14 protein-coding genes are annotated in these 14,776 nt (G+C 42.5%); all 14 read left to right on the top strand.

Going from position 1 to position 14,776, the window contains the following annotated elements:
* Positions 1-3: 3 nt before the first annotated feature.
* The 14 genes from fabF (at position 4) to QS795_RS09955 (ending at position 14,651) form a co-directional block, all read left to right on the top strand.
* Complete coding sequence (gene fabF / locus QS795_RS10020; protein ID WP_286270411.1) at positions 4-1,254, top strand: beta-ketoacyl-ACP synthase II; 1,251 nt, start codon at positions 4-6, stop codon at positions 1,252-1,254.
* A gap of 148 nt (positions 1,255-1,402) precedes the next feature.
* Positions 1,403-2,230, top strand: coding sequence for an aminodeoxychorismate lyase (gene pabC / locus QS795_RS10015; protein ID WP_286270409.1), 828 nt, complete (start codon positions 1,403-1,405; stop codon positions 2,228-2,230).
* 78 nt (positions 2,231-2,308) lie between these two features.
* Positions 2,309-3,331: an endolytic transglycosylase MltG gene (gene mltG, locus QS795_RS10010; RefSeq protein WP_318626454.1), complete on the top strand. Its 1,023-nt coding sequence runs from the start codon at positions 2,309-2,311 to the stop codon at positions 3,329-3,331.
* A gap of 8 nt (positions 3,332-3,339) precedes the next feature.
* On the top strand, positions 3,340-3,966 hold the full coding sequence (gene tmk, locus QS795_RS10005; protein WP_154603580.1) for a dTMP kinase: 627 nt from the start codon (positions 3,340-3,342) through the stop codon (positions 3,964-3,966).
* Between the two features lie 10 nt (positions 3,967-3,976).
* The gene (holB, locus tag QS795_RS10000; protein ID WP_286270500.1) at positions 3,977-4,969 is read left to right on the top strand and encodes a DNA polymerase III subunit delta'; all 993 of its coding nucleotides are present in this window, start codon (positions 3,977-3,979) and stop codon (positions 4,967-4,969) included.
* A 12-nt stretch (positions 4,970-4,981) separates the two neighbouring features.
* Positions 4,982-5,764, top strand: a complete 783-nt coding sequence (locus tag QS795_RS09995) for a metal-dependent hydrolase (RefSeq protein ID WP_286270405.1) — start codon at positions 4,982-4,984, stop codon at positions 5,762-5,764.
* Positions 5,765-5,797: 33 nt separating this feature from the next.
* On the top strand, positions 5,798-6,148 hold the full coding sequence (gene hinT, locus QS795_RS09990; protein ID WP_006660814.1) for a purine nucleoside phosphoramidase: 351 nt from the start codon (positions 5,798-5,800) through the stop codon (positions 6,146-6,148).
* Positions 6,149-6,154: 6 nt separating this feature from the next.
* Positions 6,155-6,574 carry a YcfL family putative periplasmic lipoprotein gene (locus tag QS795_RS09985; RefSeq protein ID WP_154603582.1) on the top strand — a complete coding sequence of 140 codons (420 nt, stop codon included), beginning with the start codon at positions 6,155-6,157 and terminating at the stop codon, positions 6,572-6,574.
* Positions 6,571-7,164, top strand: coding sequence for a penicillin-binding protein activator LpoB (lpoB, locus tag QS795_RS09980; protein ID WP_318626453.1), 594 nt, complete (start codon positions 6,571-6,573; stop codon positions 7,162-7,164). Before QS795_RS09985 ends, lpoB begins: the two co-directional genes overlap by 4 nt.
* Positions 7,157-8,041: a phosphotransferase gene (locus tag QS795_RS09975; protein ID WP_318626452.1), complete on the top strand. Its 885-nt coding sequence runs from the start codon at positions 7,157-7,159 to the stop codon at positions 8,039-8,041. Before lpoB ends, QS795_RS09975 begins: the two co-directional genes overlap by 8 nt.
* A 65-nt stretch (positions 8,042-8,106) precedes the next feature.
* Entirely contained in the window at positions 8,107-9,132 is a 1,026-nt protein-coding gene (gene nagZ / locus QS795_RS09970) for a beta-N-acetylhexosaminidase (RefSeq protein ID WP_154603585.1), read from the top strand.
* Between the two features lie 930 nt (positions 9,133-10,062).
* Positions 10,063-11,412: an OprD family outer membrane porin gene (locus QS795_RS09965; RefSeq protein ID WP_036953100.1), complete on the top strand. Its 1,350-nt coding sequence runs from the start codon at positions 10,063-10,065 to the stop codon at positions 11,410-11,412.
* A gap of 17 nt (positions 11,413-11,429) precedes the next feature.
* Complete coding sequence (locus QS795_RS09960; RefSeq protein WP_154603586.1) at positions 11,430-13,049, top strand: bifunctional metallophosphatase/5'-nucleotidase; 1,620 nt, start codon at positions 11,430-11,432, stop codon at positions 13,047-13,049.
* A 297-nt stretch (positions 13,050-13,346) separates the two neighbouring features.
* Positions 13,347-14,651 carry an NAD(P)/FAD-dependent oxidoreductase gene (locus tag QS795_RS09955; RefSeq protein WP_286270398.1) on the top strand — a complete coding sequence of 435 codons (1,305 nt, stop codon included), beginning with the start codon at positions 13,347-13,349 and terminating at the stop codon, positions 14,649-14,651.
* The last annotated feature ends 125 nt before the right edge of the window (positions 14,652-14,776 follow it).

Below are 14,776 nucleotides of genomic sequence, written 5' to 3'. Positions count from 1 at the left end.
TACGTGTCTAAGCGTCGTGTAGTCGTAACCGGACTTGGCATGTTATCTCCTGTCGGCAATACAGTTGATTCATCATGGAAAGCTGTTTGTGGCGGACAGAGTGGTATCAGCCTAATTGATCATTTTGATACTACTAACCACGCAACTAAATTTGCAGGCTTAGTAAAAGATTTCAATTACGAAGATTTTGACATCTCTCGCAAAGATGCGAAGAAGATGGACCCATTCATTCAGTATGGCATTGCAGCTGGTTATCAAGCCATCAAAGATTCTGGATTGGAAGTAACAGAAGCCAATGCTACTCGTATCGGTTTAGCTATTGGTTCTGGTATTGGCGGGTTAGGTCTCATTCAAGACAACTGTGAATCTATGTTACACGGTGGTCCTCGCAAAGTGAGCCCATTCTTCGTACCTTCAACAATTATCAACATGGCTGCTGGTCACTTAAGCATCATGTATGGTCTCCGTGGTCCAAGTATTTCAATTGCAACAGCTTGTACATCAGGCGTTCATAATATTGGGCACGCAGCACGTATGATTGCGTACGGCGATGCAGACGTAATGCTGGCTGGCGGTACTGAAAAAGCAACAACACCATTAGGTGTAGCGGGCTTTGGTGCAGCACGTGCATTATCAACCCGTAATGATGACCCACAAGCGGCTAGTCGCCCATGGGACAAAGACCGTGACGGTTTTGTACTTGGTGATGGCGCAGGGATCATCGTACTTGAAGAATATGAACATGCTAAAGCGCGTGGTGCGAAAATTTACGCAGAAATCGCAGGCTTTGGTATGAGCAGTGATGCTTACCACATGACGTCACCACCAGAAAATGGTGAAGGCGCTGCATTAGCGATGAAAAATGCGCTAAATGATGCAGGTATTAAGCCAAGTGATATTGGCTATATCAATGCTCATGGTACATCAACGCCAGCAGGTGACTTAGCGGAAGCACAAGCGGTTATCTCTGTATTTGGTGAAGACACAAATGTGTTAGTTAGTTCAACAAAATCCATGACAGGTCACTTATTAGGTGCTGCGGGTGCAGTTGAATCTATCTTCACTATTCTGTCTCTGTGCGACCAAATCGTTCCACCAACAATCAACTTAGATAATCCTGATGAAGGTTGTAAGCTTGATTTTGTTCCGGGTGAAGCCCGTAAAGTTGAAAACATGGAATATGCTCTGTGTAACTCATTCGGCTTTGGTGGTACTAACGGTTCTTTAATTTTCCGTCGCTATCACGCGGAATAATCAATAATACCGTGCATTTCTAAGCTCCAGTATCGTTGATGCTGGGGCTTTATTTTTGCCTTCTTTTTGCAGTACTCTTTGCTTTAGTTTATGATATTACACACTATGTTACTGCCTGATTTATCAGCTTTTATTATAAGAAATGGTCATGACTTATTGGGTTAACGGGGTTTCTTGTCAACAAATTGATATTACTGATCGCGCTATTGCCTTTGGTGATGGCTGCTTTACGACTATCCATGGCGTGAATCAACAAGCAAAGATGTTAGAGAAGCATATTTTACGCTTACAGCAAGATTCCGCTCGACTCAAATTACCAGTGATAGATTGGCCACAACTGACGCAACATATTGAAGAGATTTGTGAACAACAAACTGATGAAGAGTTTGTTGTGAAGGTCATGTTAAGTCGTGGGCAGGGTGGTCGAGGTTATAGCTCTCAAGGGTTTGAACACCCGACAATCATCGTAATGGTTTCGCCTTTCCCGAAACACTACGCCGCATTACAGTGCCAAGGGGCATCGTTGTTGCTCAGCCAAATTCCATTAAGCCGCAATCCACTCTTAGCAGGCATGAAGCACTTAAATCGCTTAGAGCAAGTGTTGATCCGCCAAGAAATTGACGATGCTAAATTGGATGAAGCCGTGGTGTTGGATACAAATGGCGTCATTGTTGAATGCTGTAGCGCCAATATTTTTTGGCGTATAGGGCGTGATGTTTATACGCCTATTCTTAGTCACTCCGGCGTTAATGGATTAATGAGACAAAAGATCATAGCGCAGTTCAATAATAGCCAGTACCATCTGGCAGAAGTCGAGCGCTTTCCTGCCATTTTGACTCAATGTGATGAAGTGATTATTTGCAATGCTTTAATGCCGGTTTTACCGGTGAAAAGCATCCGATTTTCAGAAGATAAAACAATCAGTTATCAATCAAGAGAACTGTTTGAGTATTTACTATTACAGCGACAAATTTAAAGCTGATAACCATTTAACTCTTATCATTCATCGACAAACAATTATTCATCGACAAAAAATACATTTAAGTGACCCATAATGAAATTAGCGAAAAAAATAACACTGATTGTCTTTGTCCTTGCGGTTATCGGCGCGATTGTGGTGTATCTGCAATATCGCCAAGTTCTTGATTATGCGAAAAAGCCTATCAACGTTGTCCAAGAGACAATCTTTACTGTGCCTGCTGGGACAGGGCGAGTGGCCTTAGAAGGGTTGCTTATCAAGGAAAAATTTATTGAAGAGGGACATAATTTTCAACTTCTTCTAAAAGCACGGCCTGAATTAGCTCAGTTCAAAGCGGGAACCTATCGCTTACAGCCAAACATGACGGTGGAGCAATTATTAGCGGTGATTGCCAGTGGCAAAGAAGCACAATTTAGTATTCGTTTTATTGAAGGTAACAAACTGGCGGATTGGAGCAATATTTTGCGTGACGCTCCTTATATGCAACATAAAATTCAAGATGCTACGCCAACTGAGCTTTATGCCATGCTGGATTTTAAAGAGGGTGATAACCTTGAAGGTTGGTTATACCCTGATACCTATTTATACACTGCGGGCACCAGTGATGTTGAAATACTTAAGCGTGCTTATAAACGTATGCAAGCCGCGGTGGAAGAAGAGTGGAAAGGTCGCGATAAAGATCTACCCTATAAGAATGCCTATGAAATGTTGATCATGGCATCGATTGTTGAAAAAGAGACTGGCGTGGACAACGAACGTGCACAGGTTGCTTCGGTATTTGTGAATCGCTTGAAGAAAAACATGCGCTTACAAACAGACCCTACGGTTATCTACGGGTTAGGGGAAAACTATCGTGGTAAAATTTATCGCAGTGACTTAGATAACTACACCGCGTATAACACGTATAAAATTGATGGTTTACCACCAACGCCAATTGCCATGCCGAGCCTTGCCTCAATAAAAGCGGCGGCTCACCCAGCAAAAACAGATTATTTATACTTTGTCGCCGATGGTACAGGTGGACATACTTTTAGTCGCAATCTTAATGACCATAACCGCGCTGTTAAGGTTTACCGACAAATTGAGCAAAAGAATTGATAAACGAAATGAAAAACCAATTTATTGTTATTGAAGGATTAGAAGGTGCGGGTAAAACGACGGCAATCAACACCGTTGTTGACACATTAAAGCAAGCTGGCATCCATGATATGGTATTTACCCGTGAACCGGGTGGTACGCCGCTTGCGGAAAAACTACGTGAATTGATAAAGCAAGGCATTGAAGGTGATAGAGTCACCGACAAAGCTGAGCTATTAATGTTGTACGCGGCACGTGTTCAGTTAGTTGATACCGTCATCAAACCTGCACTTGCAGCAGGAAAATGGGTTATTGGTGATAGACACGATTTATCCTCCCAAGCTTATCAAGGTGGTGGTCGTGAAATCGATCGCCATTTAATGGCCTCATTAAGAGATTTAGTTCTTGGTGAATTTAAACCAGCTCTGACTCTTTATTTAGATTTACCGCCAGAATTGGGTTTACAACGGGCTCGTTCTCGCGGTGAATTAGACCGTATTGAGAAAGAATCGCTGGCTTTCTTTGAACGCACCCGAGCGCGTTATTTAGAACTGGCTGCGGCAGATGACACTATTTTAACCATCGATGCGAGTCAAAATATTGAACAAGTGCAAGCCGATATTCGCAGCACATTACTGACATGGCTGGCAAAATAAGGCACTAATGATGAATTGGTATCCATGGCTTAATGAAACTTACCGCCAATTAATTAGCGCTTATCAAGCAGGGCGTGGACACCACGCGTTGTTGATTCACTCAATAGCGGGCAATGGGGCTGAAGCATTAAGCTATGGTGTGAGCCGTTGGTTGATTTGCCAAAATAAAGATGGTTTAAAAAGCTGTGGAGAATGCCATAGTTGCCGCTTAATGTTGGCAGGCACACATCCTGATTATCATGTTCTGGAACCTGAAAAAGGGAAAACGACCATCAGTGTTGATGCGGTTCGTAAGCTAACTGATACATTAAGTGGTCATGCGCAGCAAAGTGGTGCAAAAGTCGTTTCCATTCCCGATGCACAAGTATTGACGGATGCTGCGGCTAACGCGCTGCTCAAAACCTTAGAAGAACCCGCAGGGCAGACCTACTTTTTATTAGGCTGTGAAAAATTAGATAGCTTGCTGGCCACATTAAGAAGTCGCTGTTTAACTCACTTTTTACCTGCGCCTGACCAGCAAGTTGCGTTGTATTGGCTGCAAAAACAGCAGGCGGGTTTATCTGTAGAGGATGCCGTGACTGCGTTAACCTTGTGCCAAGGCGCGCCTGTTGCCGCATTACAGTTGCTTGAGCCGGAGCAGTGGCAACGACGTCTGCTATTGTGCAACGAGTTAGAGCAGAGCTTACGTCAGAAAGATTTTTTAAAGCTTCTGCGAGCGTTAAATACCGACAATGGGCCTGAATGCATTAATTGGCTACTCGGGTTAATTGCCGATGGCATAAAATTGCAGCAAAAAGCAGGACAGTATGTTGTTAACCAAGATAAAATGGCGTGCATCACTTTGTTGGCAACATCCATGAGCAGCTCGCAGCTATTAGATGTGTATAGCCAGTGGCAAGCGTGTCGTTACCAATTACTAACCGTACCTGCGCTAAATCAGGAGTTACTCCTGACCAACCAATTATTACACTGGGAAGCGTTATTTGCTTCGCCTTCAAGATAAAAAGAGTAGACTATGTTTGTTGTTGATTCACACTGCCATCTCGACTGTTTAGATTATGAAAAATTACACACTAACGTCGATGATGTTATCGCAAAGGCATCTGCACGAGATGTCGGCTTTATGTTAGCCGTGGCAACCACCTTGCCAGGTTTTGAAAGCATGAAACAGTTAATTGGAAAGCGCGACAATGTCGCGTTTTCTTGCGGTATTCATCCACTAAATTTGGATGAAGGTTATGATTTTGAAAAGTTGGCGCAATTAGCGGCGGGGAGTGAAGTGGTCGCGCTCGGTGAAACGGGCTTAGATTACTATTATCAGCAAGAGAATGCGGCACTGCAGCAAGAGTCATTTCGTCAGCATATTCGCATTGGTCGTCAAGTGAATAAGCCAGTGATTGTGCATACTCGTTCCGCTCGAGAAGATACACTGTCTATTTTACGCGAAGAGAAAGTTGACGAGTGTGGCGGTGTGTTGCACTGCTTTACGGAAGACCAACAAACGGCTATCGATTTACTGGATTTAGGGATGTACATCTCTTTTTCCGGTATTGTCACGTTCCGTAATGCTGAACAGATCCGAGAAGCTGCACGAGTTGTGCCATTGGATAGAATTTTAGTGGAAACAGATTCACCTTACTTAGCCCCAGTACCGCATCGTGGTAAAGAGAACCAACCTGCGTATGTACGTGATGTGGTGGAGTATATGGCTGTATTGAAAGGGGTGAGTGTTGAGGAAATGGCACACATCACCACCGAAAACTTCAACCGTTTATTCCATTTACGCGCTGGGCAATAAATAGATAACTATTAAATTATTAAGGAATTTGTCATGGCAGAAGAGACTATTTTCAGTAAAATCATTCGACGTGAAATCCCGTCTGAGATCGTATATCAAGACGAACTGGTCACAGCATTTCGTGATATCGCGGCACAAGCGCCGACGCATATTTTGATCATTCCGAACAAATTAATTCCAACCGTGAATGATGTGACGGTTGATGATGAGCTGGCATTAGGGCGCTTATTTACCGTGGCGGCGAAAATTGCGAAAGAAGAAGGGATTGCAGAAGATGGCTATCGCCTGATTATGAACTGCAACAAACATTCAGGACAAGAAGTCTTCCACATTCATATGCACTTAGTGGGTGGACGTCCATTAGGCCCATTATTGGCTAAGTAATTCATCATGAAACGCGCTGCATCAACCTTAAAATACGTCGCCACACTGGGCTTACTTATGCTGTTTCTCAGTGGTTGTGCTTGGAACAAAAAAACAGGGTTATCATTTAATGATCAGCAGCGCATCGTGATGGAGCCTTCCGTGCTAGCCGCGGGCGTGATTGTAGAAAAACCGGTGATTAAGGTCGGTAGCGTAACGGCGACCGCAACGATCAATATGAGCAATATTGAAAAGAAACCGGTCACTGTGATGTATCGCATCTTTTGGTATGACGAGCAAGGACTGAGAGTGGATTCAACAAAGAGTCAACCTCAAGTCATCCCAGCTAATTCGTCAGTGATGCTAAAAGAGGTCACGACATCTCCGCTTGCACGTAATGCGCGTATCTATGTTTTCTTACCTTCAACGGCTGGAGAGTCACAATGAAACGGATCTTATTGGTCGCAGCAGCAGCATTTATTTTGGCAGGTTGTCCGTCAGTCCCTCAAGGGCCTAAACCCCCAATTGTTCCTGTTGAACCGGGTGGAACACCGAAACAGCCTGAAAAGCAGCCGGAATTAACACCGCCACCACCAACAGACACAGTACCGATGCCACCAAAGCAGCAAACCATTGATTGGGCTGGGGCATTACAGCCTTTAGTCAATAAAATGGTGGCGGATGATGGTGTTGAAAGTGGCAAAGTCTTACTGGTCGATTCTGTCAAAAATAATACTAGCGGAAGCTTGCCTTCACAGGCGGTAACGGCTGCGTTAACCAATGAAGTCATGAAAACCAATAAGTTTAAAGTGGTTCCTCAAGGCGTCGTCAGTGCTGCTCGTAAAACATTGGGATTGTCGCAGGATGATAGTCTGGTCACTCGTAGTAAAGCGATTGGTTTAGGGCGTTATGTCCAAGCTCAGTATGTGATTTACAGTGTCATGTCAGGCTCTTCTAAAGAACGCAGCATTGAAATGCAGTTAATGGAAGTGCAAACCGGTGAAATTGTGTGGTCTGGAAAACAGAGTATTGAGTAATCAATTATCACTGTTTGCATTACTTTCTGAATGCTTCCCAGCAGTTTTAGCATCATGCTGGGAAGTCTCTCCATTAGCGGGGTTATCGGGTGGCAGCTATTTAGTTGAATATCGAGACTCTACTCAAACCCAAGACAAAGTTCCCGCCATTAAATTAATCGCCCGCTCAGATGGGCAAGTGCAAAATGCGTTGTACGTTAATCGCCGCAAAGAAGCGCATATTCTTAAGCAACTGAAAGATTTTCCTTATTCCCCCCAAGTCATTGGGCGTAATGCCCATTGGTTATTATTGGAATGGGTTAATGGAGACCATCCTAGCGGCGAACAATTTCTTTCCTTTGAATTTCAAAAAAACTTGGCAGGGATCGTTGCTAAGCTCCATAATCATGACGTATTAAATTACCGGTTACCGTTACGTAATGAGATTGCTCATTATGGCTATTTAATTGATAATAAAAGAGTCTCTGCACGCTGGAAGCGAATACATCGTCGCTTCCTCCGCACGCCAATGCCAAAGGTGTTAAAGTTCGCACCCGCCCATATGGATATTCATCCGGGCAATGTGCTGTGTGAGCAAGGGGTGCCAAAAATGCTAGTGGATTGGGAATATGCAGCAAATACCGATATTGGGTTGTCCCTAGAAACCTATTTTCAATTCAATAGCCTGACGGTAGAACAACGAGATTATTTTTTGACGCAATATTGCCACACCTATGGCGCCTATAAAGATAAACCGCGTTTAGCAGAGCGCAGCCTACAATGGGAGCCATGGGTCAAATACATGACGTTAATGTGGTATGAAGTTCAGTGGTGCCAGCGTCAAGAAGCGCAGTTTTTAAATGATTCTTCCCCATTACGAGACTATTTTGGTCTTTGATTGGGCAATATAAAATCTCCGTGAATACACGAGAATTTGTGAAAATTAATCAAGTGAGGCATGTTATGGGTCCGATAATGCTGGATGTTCAGGGTTATGAACTGGACAACGAAGAGCGTGAAATTTTAGCTCATCCACTGGTAGGCGGGTTGATTTTATTTACCCGTAACTTCCATGATGCGGCACAGTTGCGTGAGTTAGTGCGACAAATCCGTGATGCATCAAGACACCGTTTATTGATTGCTGTGGATCAAGAAGGTGGCCGTGTACAGCGTTTTCGTGATGGATTTACCGCATTACCTTCTGCGCAAGCTTTTGCTGCACTGAACAACCAGATGGACGGCGCTAAATTAGCACAAGAAGCAGGCTGGTTAATGGCGGCAGAAATGATTGCTATGGATATCGACATTAGCTTTGCGCCTGTGTTGGATTTAGGACATGAAAGTATCGCTATTGGTGAGCGTTCATTCCATGCAGATCCTGAAATTGCAATGGTGATGGCAGAGCGTTTTATTCGCGGTATGCACAGCGCAGGAATGAAAACCACAGGTAAACACTTCCCAGGGCACGGCGCCGTCAAAGCCGATTCCCATAAAGAAACGCCACGAGATGACCGCCCACTCGAGCAAATTCGCGGCAAAGACATGTCTATTTTTAAAGACTTTATTCAGCGTGAATTGCTTGATGCGATTATGCCAGCTCACGTGGTTTATACTCAAGCGGACGATCGTCCTGCGAGTGGTTCACCATTCTGGCTAAAATCGGTATTACGTGAGCAGCTTGGTTTTGATGGCGTTATCTTCTCTGATGATTTATCGATGGAAGGTGCTGCCATTATGGGCAGTTATCCAGAAAGAGCGAAAGCATCATTGAATGCGGGCTGCGACATGATCCTTGTTTGTAATAATCGTGAAGGTGCGGTGAGCGTACTGGATAACCTACCGAAACAAAATGACAGCCGCGCTTCTAAGCTGTATCACAGTGGCCGCCAGTATTCATTGAATGAGCTACAATCTGTGGATCGTTGGAAGCAAAGTCACCGTCAATTAGTCGAATTACATGAAAAGTGGCAAGAACACCGTAGCCGCTAATTAAATCGTGTTGAAAATGAACCGATGGGATAATAACCCATCGGTTTTTTTTATCTTAAATTCACTGAATAAGTTACGGGTAACCTTATTGGTATAAATTGAATAGGAACAAGGAAAGAGATTGTCCTATTTGATTAGTAATACTGTATCTATATTCAATATATGTGTAAAAAACACGCACCAATATTGGCTGCCAGATGGAATTGACTAGGAATAATTCCTATTTCAAATAAAGATTTGGCGTTAAATAATCTATCTATATGTGATAAATATTCTCCATTGTGACTGATCAAACCAGTATATTGCTTAAAAACAGGATGATTGACTTAGCTATTTATTTAAAATGGAGAGCTAGGACATGCTTTAATATTATTGGTTTAAATAAAAATGTTATTTCACTTTAGTAAATAACATTTCATTAAAATATGGGCGATTAAAATAGCAAAATTATTGTTTAAATATGAAATTCAATTAATAGATGTAATAGCCAATAAAGTGATTAATATCACATCGAATGATGTGCGATTTGCAATGCATCTGGTTTGTTGTGACACCGATCGTGTTAATTGACACAAAATTACGTTAGCATACTTTTCATTATGAATATCAACCCAAAACGCGCCTTAAGAGTGCGGTTGAATATTGCCCAAATAAGTCTGAAATCATAGTGTGAACTTAAATCAAATCCGTATGTTTGGATTAATTATTTCGACTTATAAAATAATTAGATTTTATTCTTGATGCTCAGAAAATAAATTGTGCTTAAAGAATAGAGGATGCAACTTAAATTAAATAATCATTAAAGACTATTGCAGTAATTAAAGCTAAATAAAATTGTTACTTATTGAAAGATAGCAAGGTGTCATAACGCCCAATAAAAATTGGGTGCGGGTAGTTATATTCTAATAATCACGACTAGGTTTAATTTAAATGAAAGTCAAAAAAATAGCGTTAATATTGTTTCCATCTTGTTTCGTTGCGTTTGGGGCTAATGCTGGCGATTGGGAAAATGCCATCAAGGAAAACTCATTTGTTGCAGACTCTGAGTTAGAGCTTTCTACACGAAATATGTGGAAATACCTAAAGTCAGAAAACCGTTACGATGCCAATGAGCAGCGTTACAGAAAACAAGTTGCACAAGCTTGGGGTCAGAATATTCAGTTAGATTACCAATCCGGATATTTTGCCGATTTTATCGGGTTTGATGCCTCTTATTATGGCGCGATCAAACTGGCGGCAAGTAAAGACTTCGCCTCCCGAGCGATTTTATATAACGATGATGGTGAAGCGAAAGGCTATAACAAAATTGGTCAACGTTACGCTAAATTCAAATTAGACTTTGAACCCGTTAATTTCAAAGGTAAAGCGGGTTGGTTCACGTTGAAAAATACAGGTATTTTTACCAACTCTCAGCGTTTATCTTTAAACACCTATAATGGTTATTATACCAACACCGCAATTAGCGATTGGAACTTAGATTTACTCTATCTTGATGGCAAAGTAATGCGTCGTGATAGCCCGAATATTGACAGAATGTATTTCCGTGACGGAAATGGTGTCAATCATGATATCAACCATGTGGTTACGGGTGGCATTAACTACAACACCAAACCATTGAAAGCCTCTTACTTTATTGGTCAGGCGGATGATGTTTTCCGTCAACAAGGCTTAGAGATCAAATACAAACTAAACTCAGATATCACCTTATCTTCTCAAATTTATGGTCATGAATACGGTAGCGATGGTAAACGTACATCGACAGATACCAAACGCGGCAAACAAAACTTTGATAAGCGTGCTTGGCACTATGCGGGTGAAATTGAGTGGCGCGTTCCAGAAACGCCGTGGACTCTAATGACGGGAATCACGCATACCACCGCACATAAAACCAATGGAGTAGGGCAATTTGCGCGTAACCCAATTGGTAACACCCGTGGACGTTTTAACTCACCAGCTTATGCAGATATCGACTATGTGCGTGATGGCGAAACCATGCTGGCATTAAAAGCAGAATATCAAGTTAACCCAACTTGGTCAGTCGGGGCTAATAGTAACTACAGTGAATTTTCTTACTCTGGTGAGCGTTTAAAACAAGGTCAGGTTGGCTTATTTACTTACTGGAAGCCAACTGAGAACTTGTCAGTTTCATTAAGTGGCGGTATGGGCTGGCACCACCAGCAAGAGTCTGATAACTCCACACCAAAACTGTATGATGGTGAGTCGCGTCGCGCACATTCGTTGTCCGGTTCGATGACAACGACTTATCGCTTTAAAATGTAATTGGGGGCAATGAATAGATGAATCATAAAATCAGTTTAGTGACATTGCTGGTATCAGGTGCTTTATTAGCAGGTTGTGCCACGAAACAGAGCGATACCGTCAAAGTTCAAGTCATTGGTATTAACGATTTCCACGGTGCATTACAAGCGCCGGGGGATGGTAAACTCGGTGGAATCGAATCCATTGCGACACTGGTCAAGCAATTAAAAGCGGAAAACGCCAACACCATTATTGTGGGCGCAGGGGATTTAGTGGGCGCGAGTCCATTACTGTCATCGATGTTCTACGATGAGCCTACTATTGAAGCGCTTAGCGCAATTGGTCTTGAGACCAGTGCTGTCGGTAACCATGAGTTCGATAAAGGTAAAATCGAGTTACTGAGAAAGCAAAATGGTGGATGCCATCCAACCGCAGGCTGTGTGGGTAAAGAGTCTTTTGCTGGGGCTGACTTTAACTATTTAGCCGCGAATGTGATTGTCAAAGAGACCGGTGAAACGCTATTCCCATCTTATTACGTTAAGAAATTTGATGGCGTACCAATGGCATTTATTGGCTTAACACTGGAAGGAACGCCAGCCATCGTTACGCCAAGTGGTACTGCAGGCTTAGAGTTTAAAAATGAAGCCGAAACCATTAACCAACAAGTGAAATTGCTTAAGGCGCAAGGTATTCGTAGCATTGGTGTGTTGATCCACGAAGGGGCAACTCAGCAAGTGGATACCAAGGTTAAAGATATTAACCGTTGCGATAACATCAAAGGACCTATTGTTGAGATCGTTAAGCAGCTCGATGCCGATGTGGACTTTGTGGTGAGCGGCCATACGCATCAAGCGTATAACTGTGATATTAATGGTAAAAAAGTTATTTCAGCACAATCTAACGGGACATTATTGTCTCAATTGAATATTGAAATTGATAGAAAAACCAACGATATCGTCAGTATTAATGCGAAAAATATTCCGGTTGAAACCAGCCGTTATGAGAAAGACCCACAATTAAGCCGTTTTATCCAAAACTATGAACGCATTTCTAAACCGATTGCTGAGCAAGTCATGGGTACGTTGAGTGCGCCTGCGGATAAGAAATTAGCGGCGGGTGGCGATTCAACATTAGGTAAGATTATCGCGGATGCTCAATTATATGCTGCTGCTACTCCAGATGCGGGCGGCGCCCAAATTGCCTTTATGAACAGCGGTGGTATTCGTGCTGATCTTAAAGCAGGGGAACTGACCTACGGAGATATCTTTACGGTGCAGCCTTTCTCGAATGTGGTCGTTACGCAATCATTAACTGGAGCGCAAATTAAACAAGCGTTAGAGCAACAGTGGGATCGTGAACGCCCGCAAGTCATGCCAGTTTCCCACGGTTTTTATTACGAATGGGATGATAGTCGTGCGGTAGGTGATAAAGTGATTGCAGGTTCCATGAAATTAAATGGCAAGCCAATCGATATGAAAAAAAGCTATCGTGTCGCTGCCAATGAATTTCTGGCAACTGGTGGTAGCCGTTTCTCTGCCTTTAAACAAGGTAAAGATCGTATCTATAGCTTGCCGGATAACGAAGCGCTGATGAAATACTTCAAAGATAATTCGCCAATTCAGTTACCGACGGACGAGCGTATTAAGAAAGTGAAGTAAAATACCCTCACAAAATGCTAGGTTTCCAAGCCCGAGAATAACGCCATTCTCGGGCTTTTTTGTCTCTAAGTTAAATAAAGCTGACTCGTTTCTTTTTTTTCAAAAAATGATTTGACGAGCGTGATCGTTGTCATAATAATCAACTAAATTGATTTGCATCAACATTTGGTATGACCAAATACCCAAGCGTGATATTCTTCAAACCCAAACAAAATAAAACATGGCGAATTAGTGTTATTTAAGTTTTTTGTTATTAGAAATCTTAAATAACATTAATATATTTTATATGAGGGGCGTATGACCTTAACTCAACCTAAAATCGTTGTTGTAGGCGGTGGTGCTGGTGGTTTAGAACTGGCAACACGTTTAGGACGTAAATTAGGGCGTAAAAAACGTGCGGATATCACGCTGATTGACCGTAATCCAAGTCATTTATGGAAACCATTACTTCATGAAGTCGCAACAGGCTCACTGGATGATGGTGTTGATGCTATCAGCTACTTAGCCCATGCTCGTCACAATGCATTTCACTTCCAATTAGGCTCCCTCACGAATATTGACCGAGAAAATAAAAAAGTGATTCTCGGTGAATTGCGTGACAAAGACGGCGAGTTGTTAGTGCCATTGCGTGAAATTGATTACGATATTTTAGTCATGGCGTTGGGAAGTGCCTCGAATGATTTTGGTACCCCAGGTGTAAAAGAAAACTGCATTTTCCTTGATAGTCCTGCACAAGCTCACCGTTTTCACGATGAAATGCTGAATTTATTCTTGCGTTATTCAGTACGTGATAATGCGGAAGAAAAAGTGAATATCGCCATTGTTGGCGGTGGGGCAACGGGTGTGGAGCTTTCTGCTGAACTGTATAATGCGGTGGAGCAGTTAACGAGCTATGGTTTTAAAGGGTTAGACACTGATGCGTTAAATGTGACGCTAGTGGAAGCGGGCGAGCGTATTTTACCTGCGCTACCTCCACGTATTTCAAGCGCTGCACACCAAGAATTGAATAAATTGGGCGTAAAAGTATTAACCAAAACCATGGTGACCAGCGCGGATGCCGATGGCTTAAATACCAAAGAAGACGGCAAAATATATGCGGACTTAATGGTATGGGCTGCAGGGATCAAAGCACCTGATTTTATGAAAGATATTGCAGGGTTAGAAACCAACCGTATCAATCAGTTGGTGGTTAAGCCGACACTGCAAACCACGTTGGATGATGGAATTTTCGCGATTGGTGACTGTGCATCTTGCGCAAAACCGGAAGGCGGCTTTGTTCCACCAAGAGCACAATCTGCTCACCAAATGGCAAGCCTTTGCTATGACAATATCGTGGCATTAATGAAAGATAAGCCACTGAAAAACTACATTTACAAAGATCATGGTTCATTAGTTTCGTTATCTCGCTTTAGTACTGTAGGTAGCTTGATGGGAAACTTAATGCGTGGAGATATGATGGTAGAAGGGCGTATAGCGCGTTTCGTCTACATTTCCCTATATCGCATGCACCAAATTGCATTACATGGCTATATAAAAACGGGCTTAATGATGCTGGTTGGCAGCATTAACCGTATTATTCGACCTAAACTGAAATTACATTAATCTGTAGTTATCGTTTTTTCGGTTCTGCAATCGCAAGGATACACACGGTTATCAGTGAATAATCGTGTGTATCCTCCAATCAGAATAAAGATGTATTTAAAATAATAGTACCCAGTTAAAGCGGT

Source organism: Providencia zhijiangensis (assembly GCF_030315915.2).
Lineage (GTDB): Bacteria > Pseudomonadota > Gammaproteobacteria > Enterobacterales > Enterobacteriaceae > Providencia > Providencia zhijiangensis.
The sequence above is the reverse complement of the archived record's forward strand: the minus strand, read 5'-3'. Positions and strand labels throughout refer to the sequence as shown.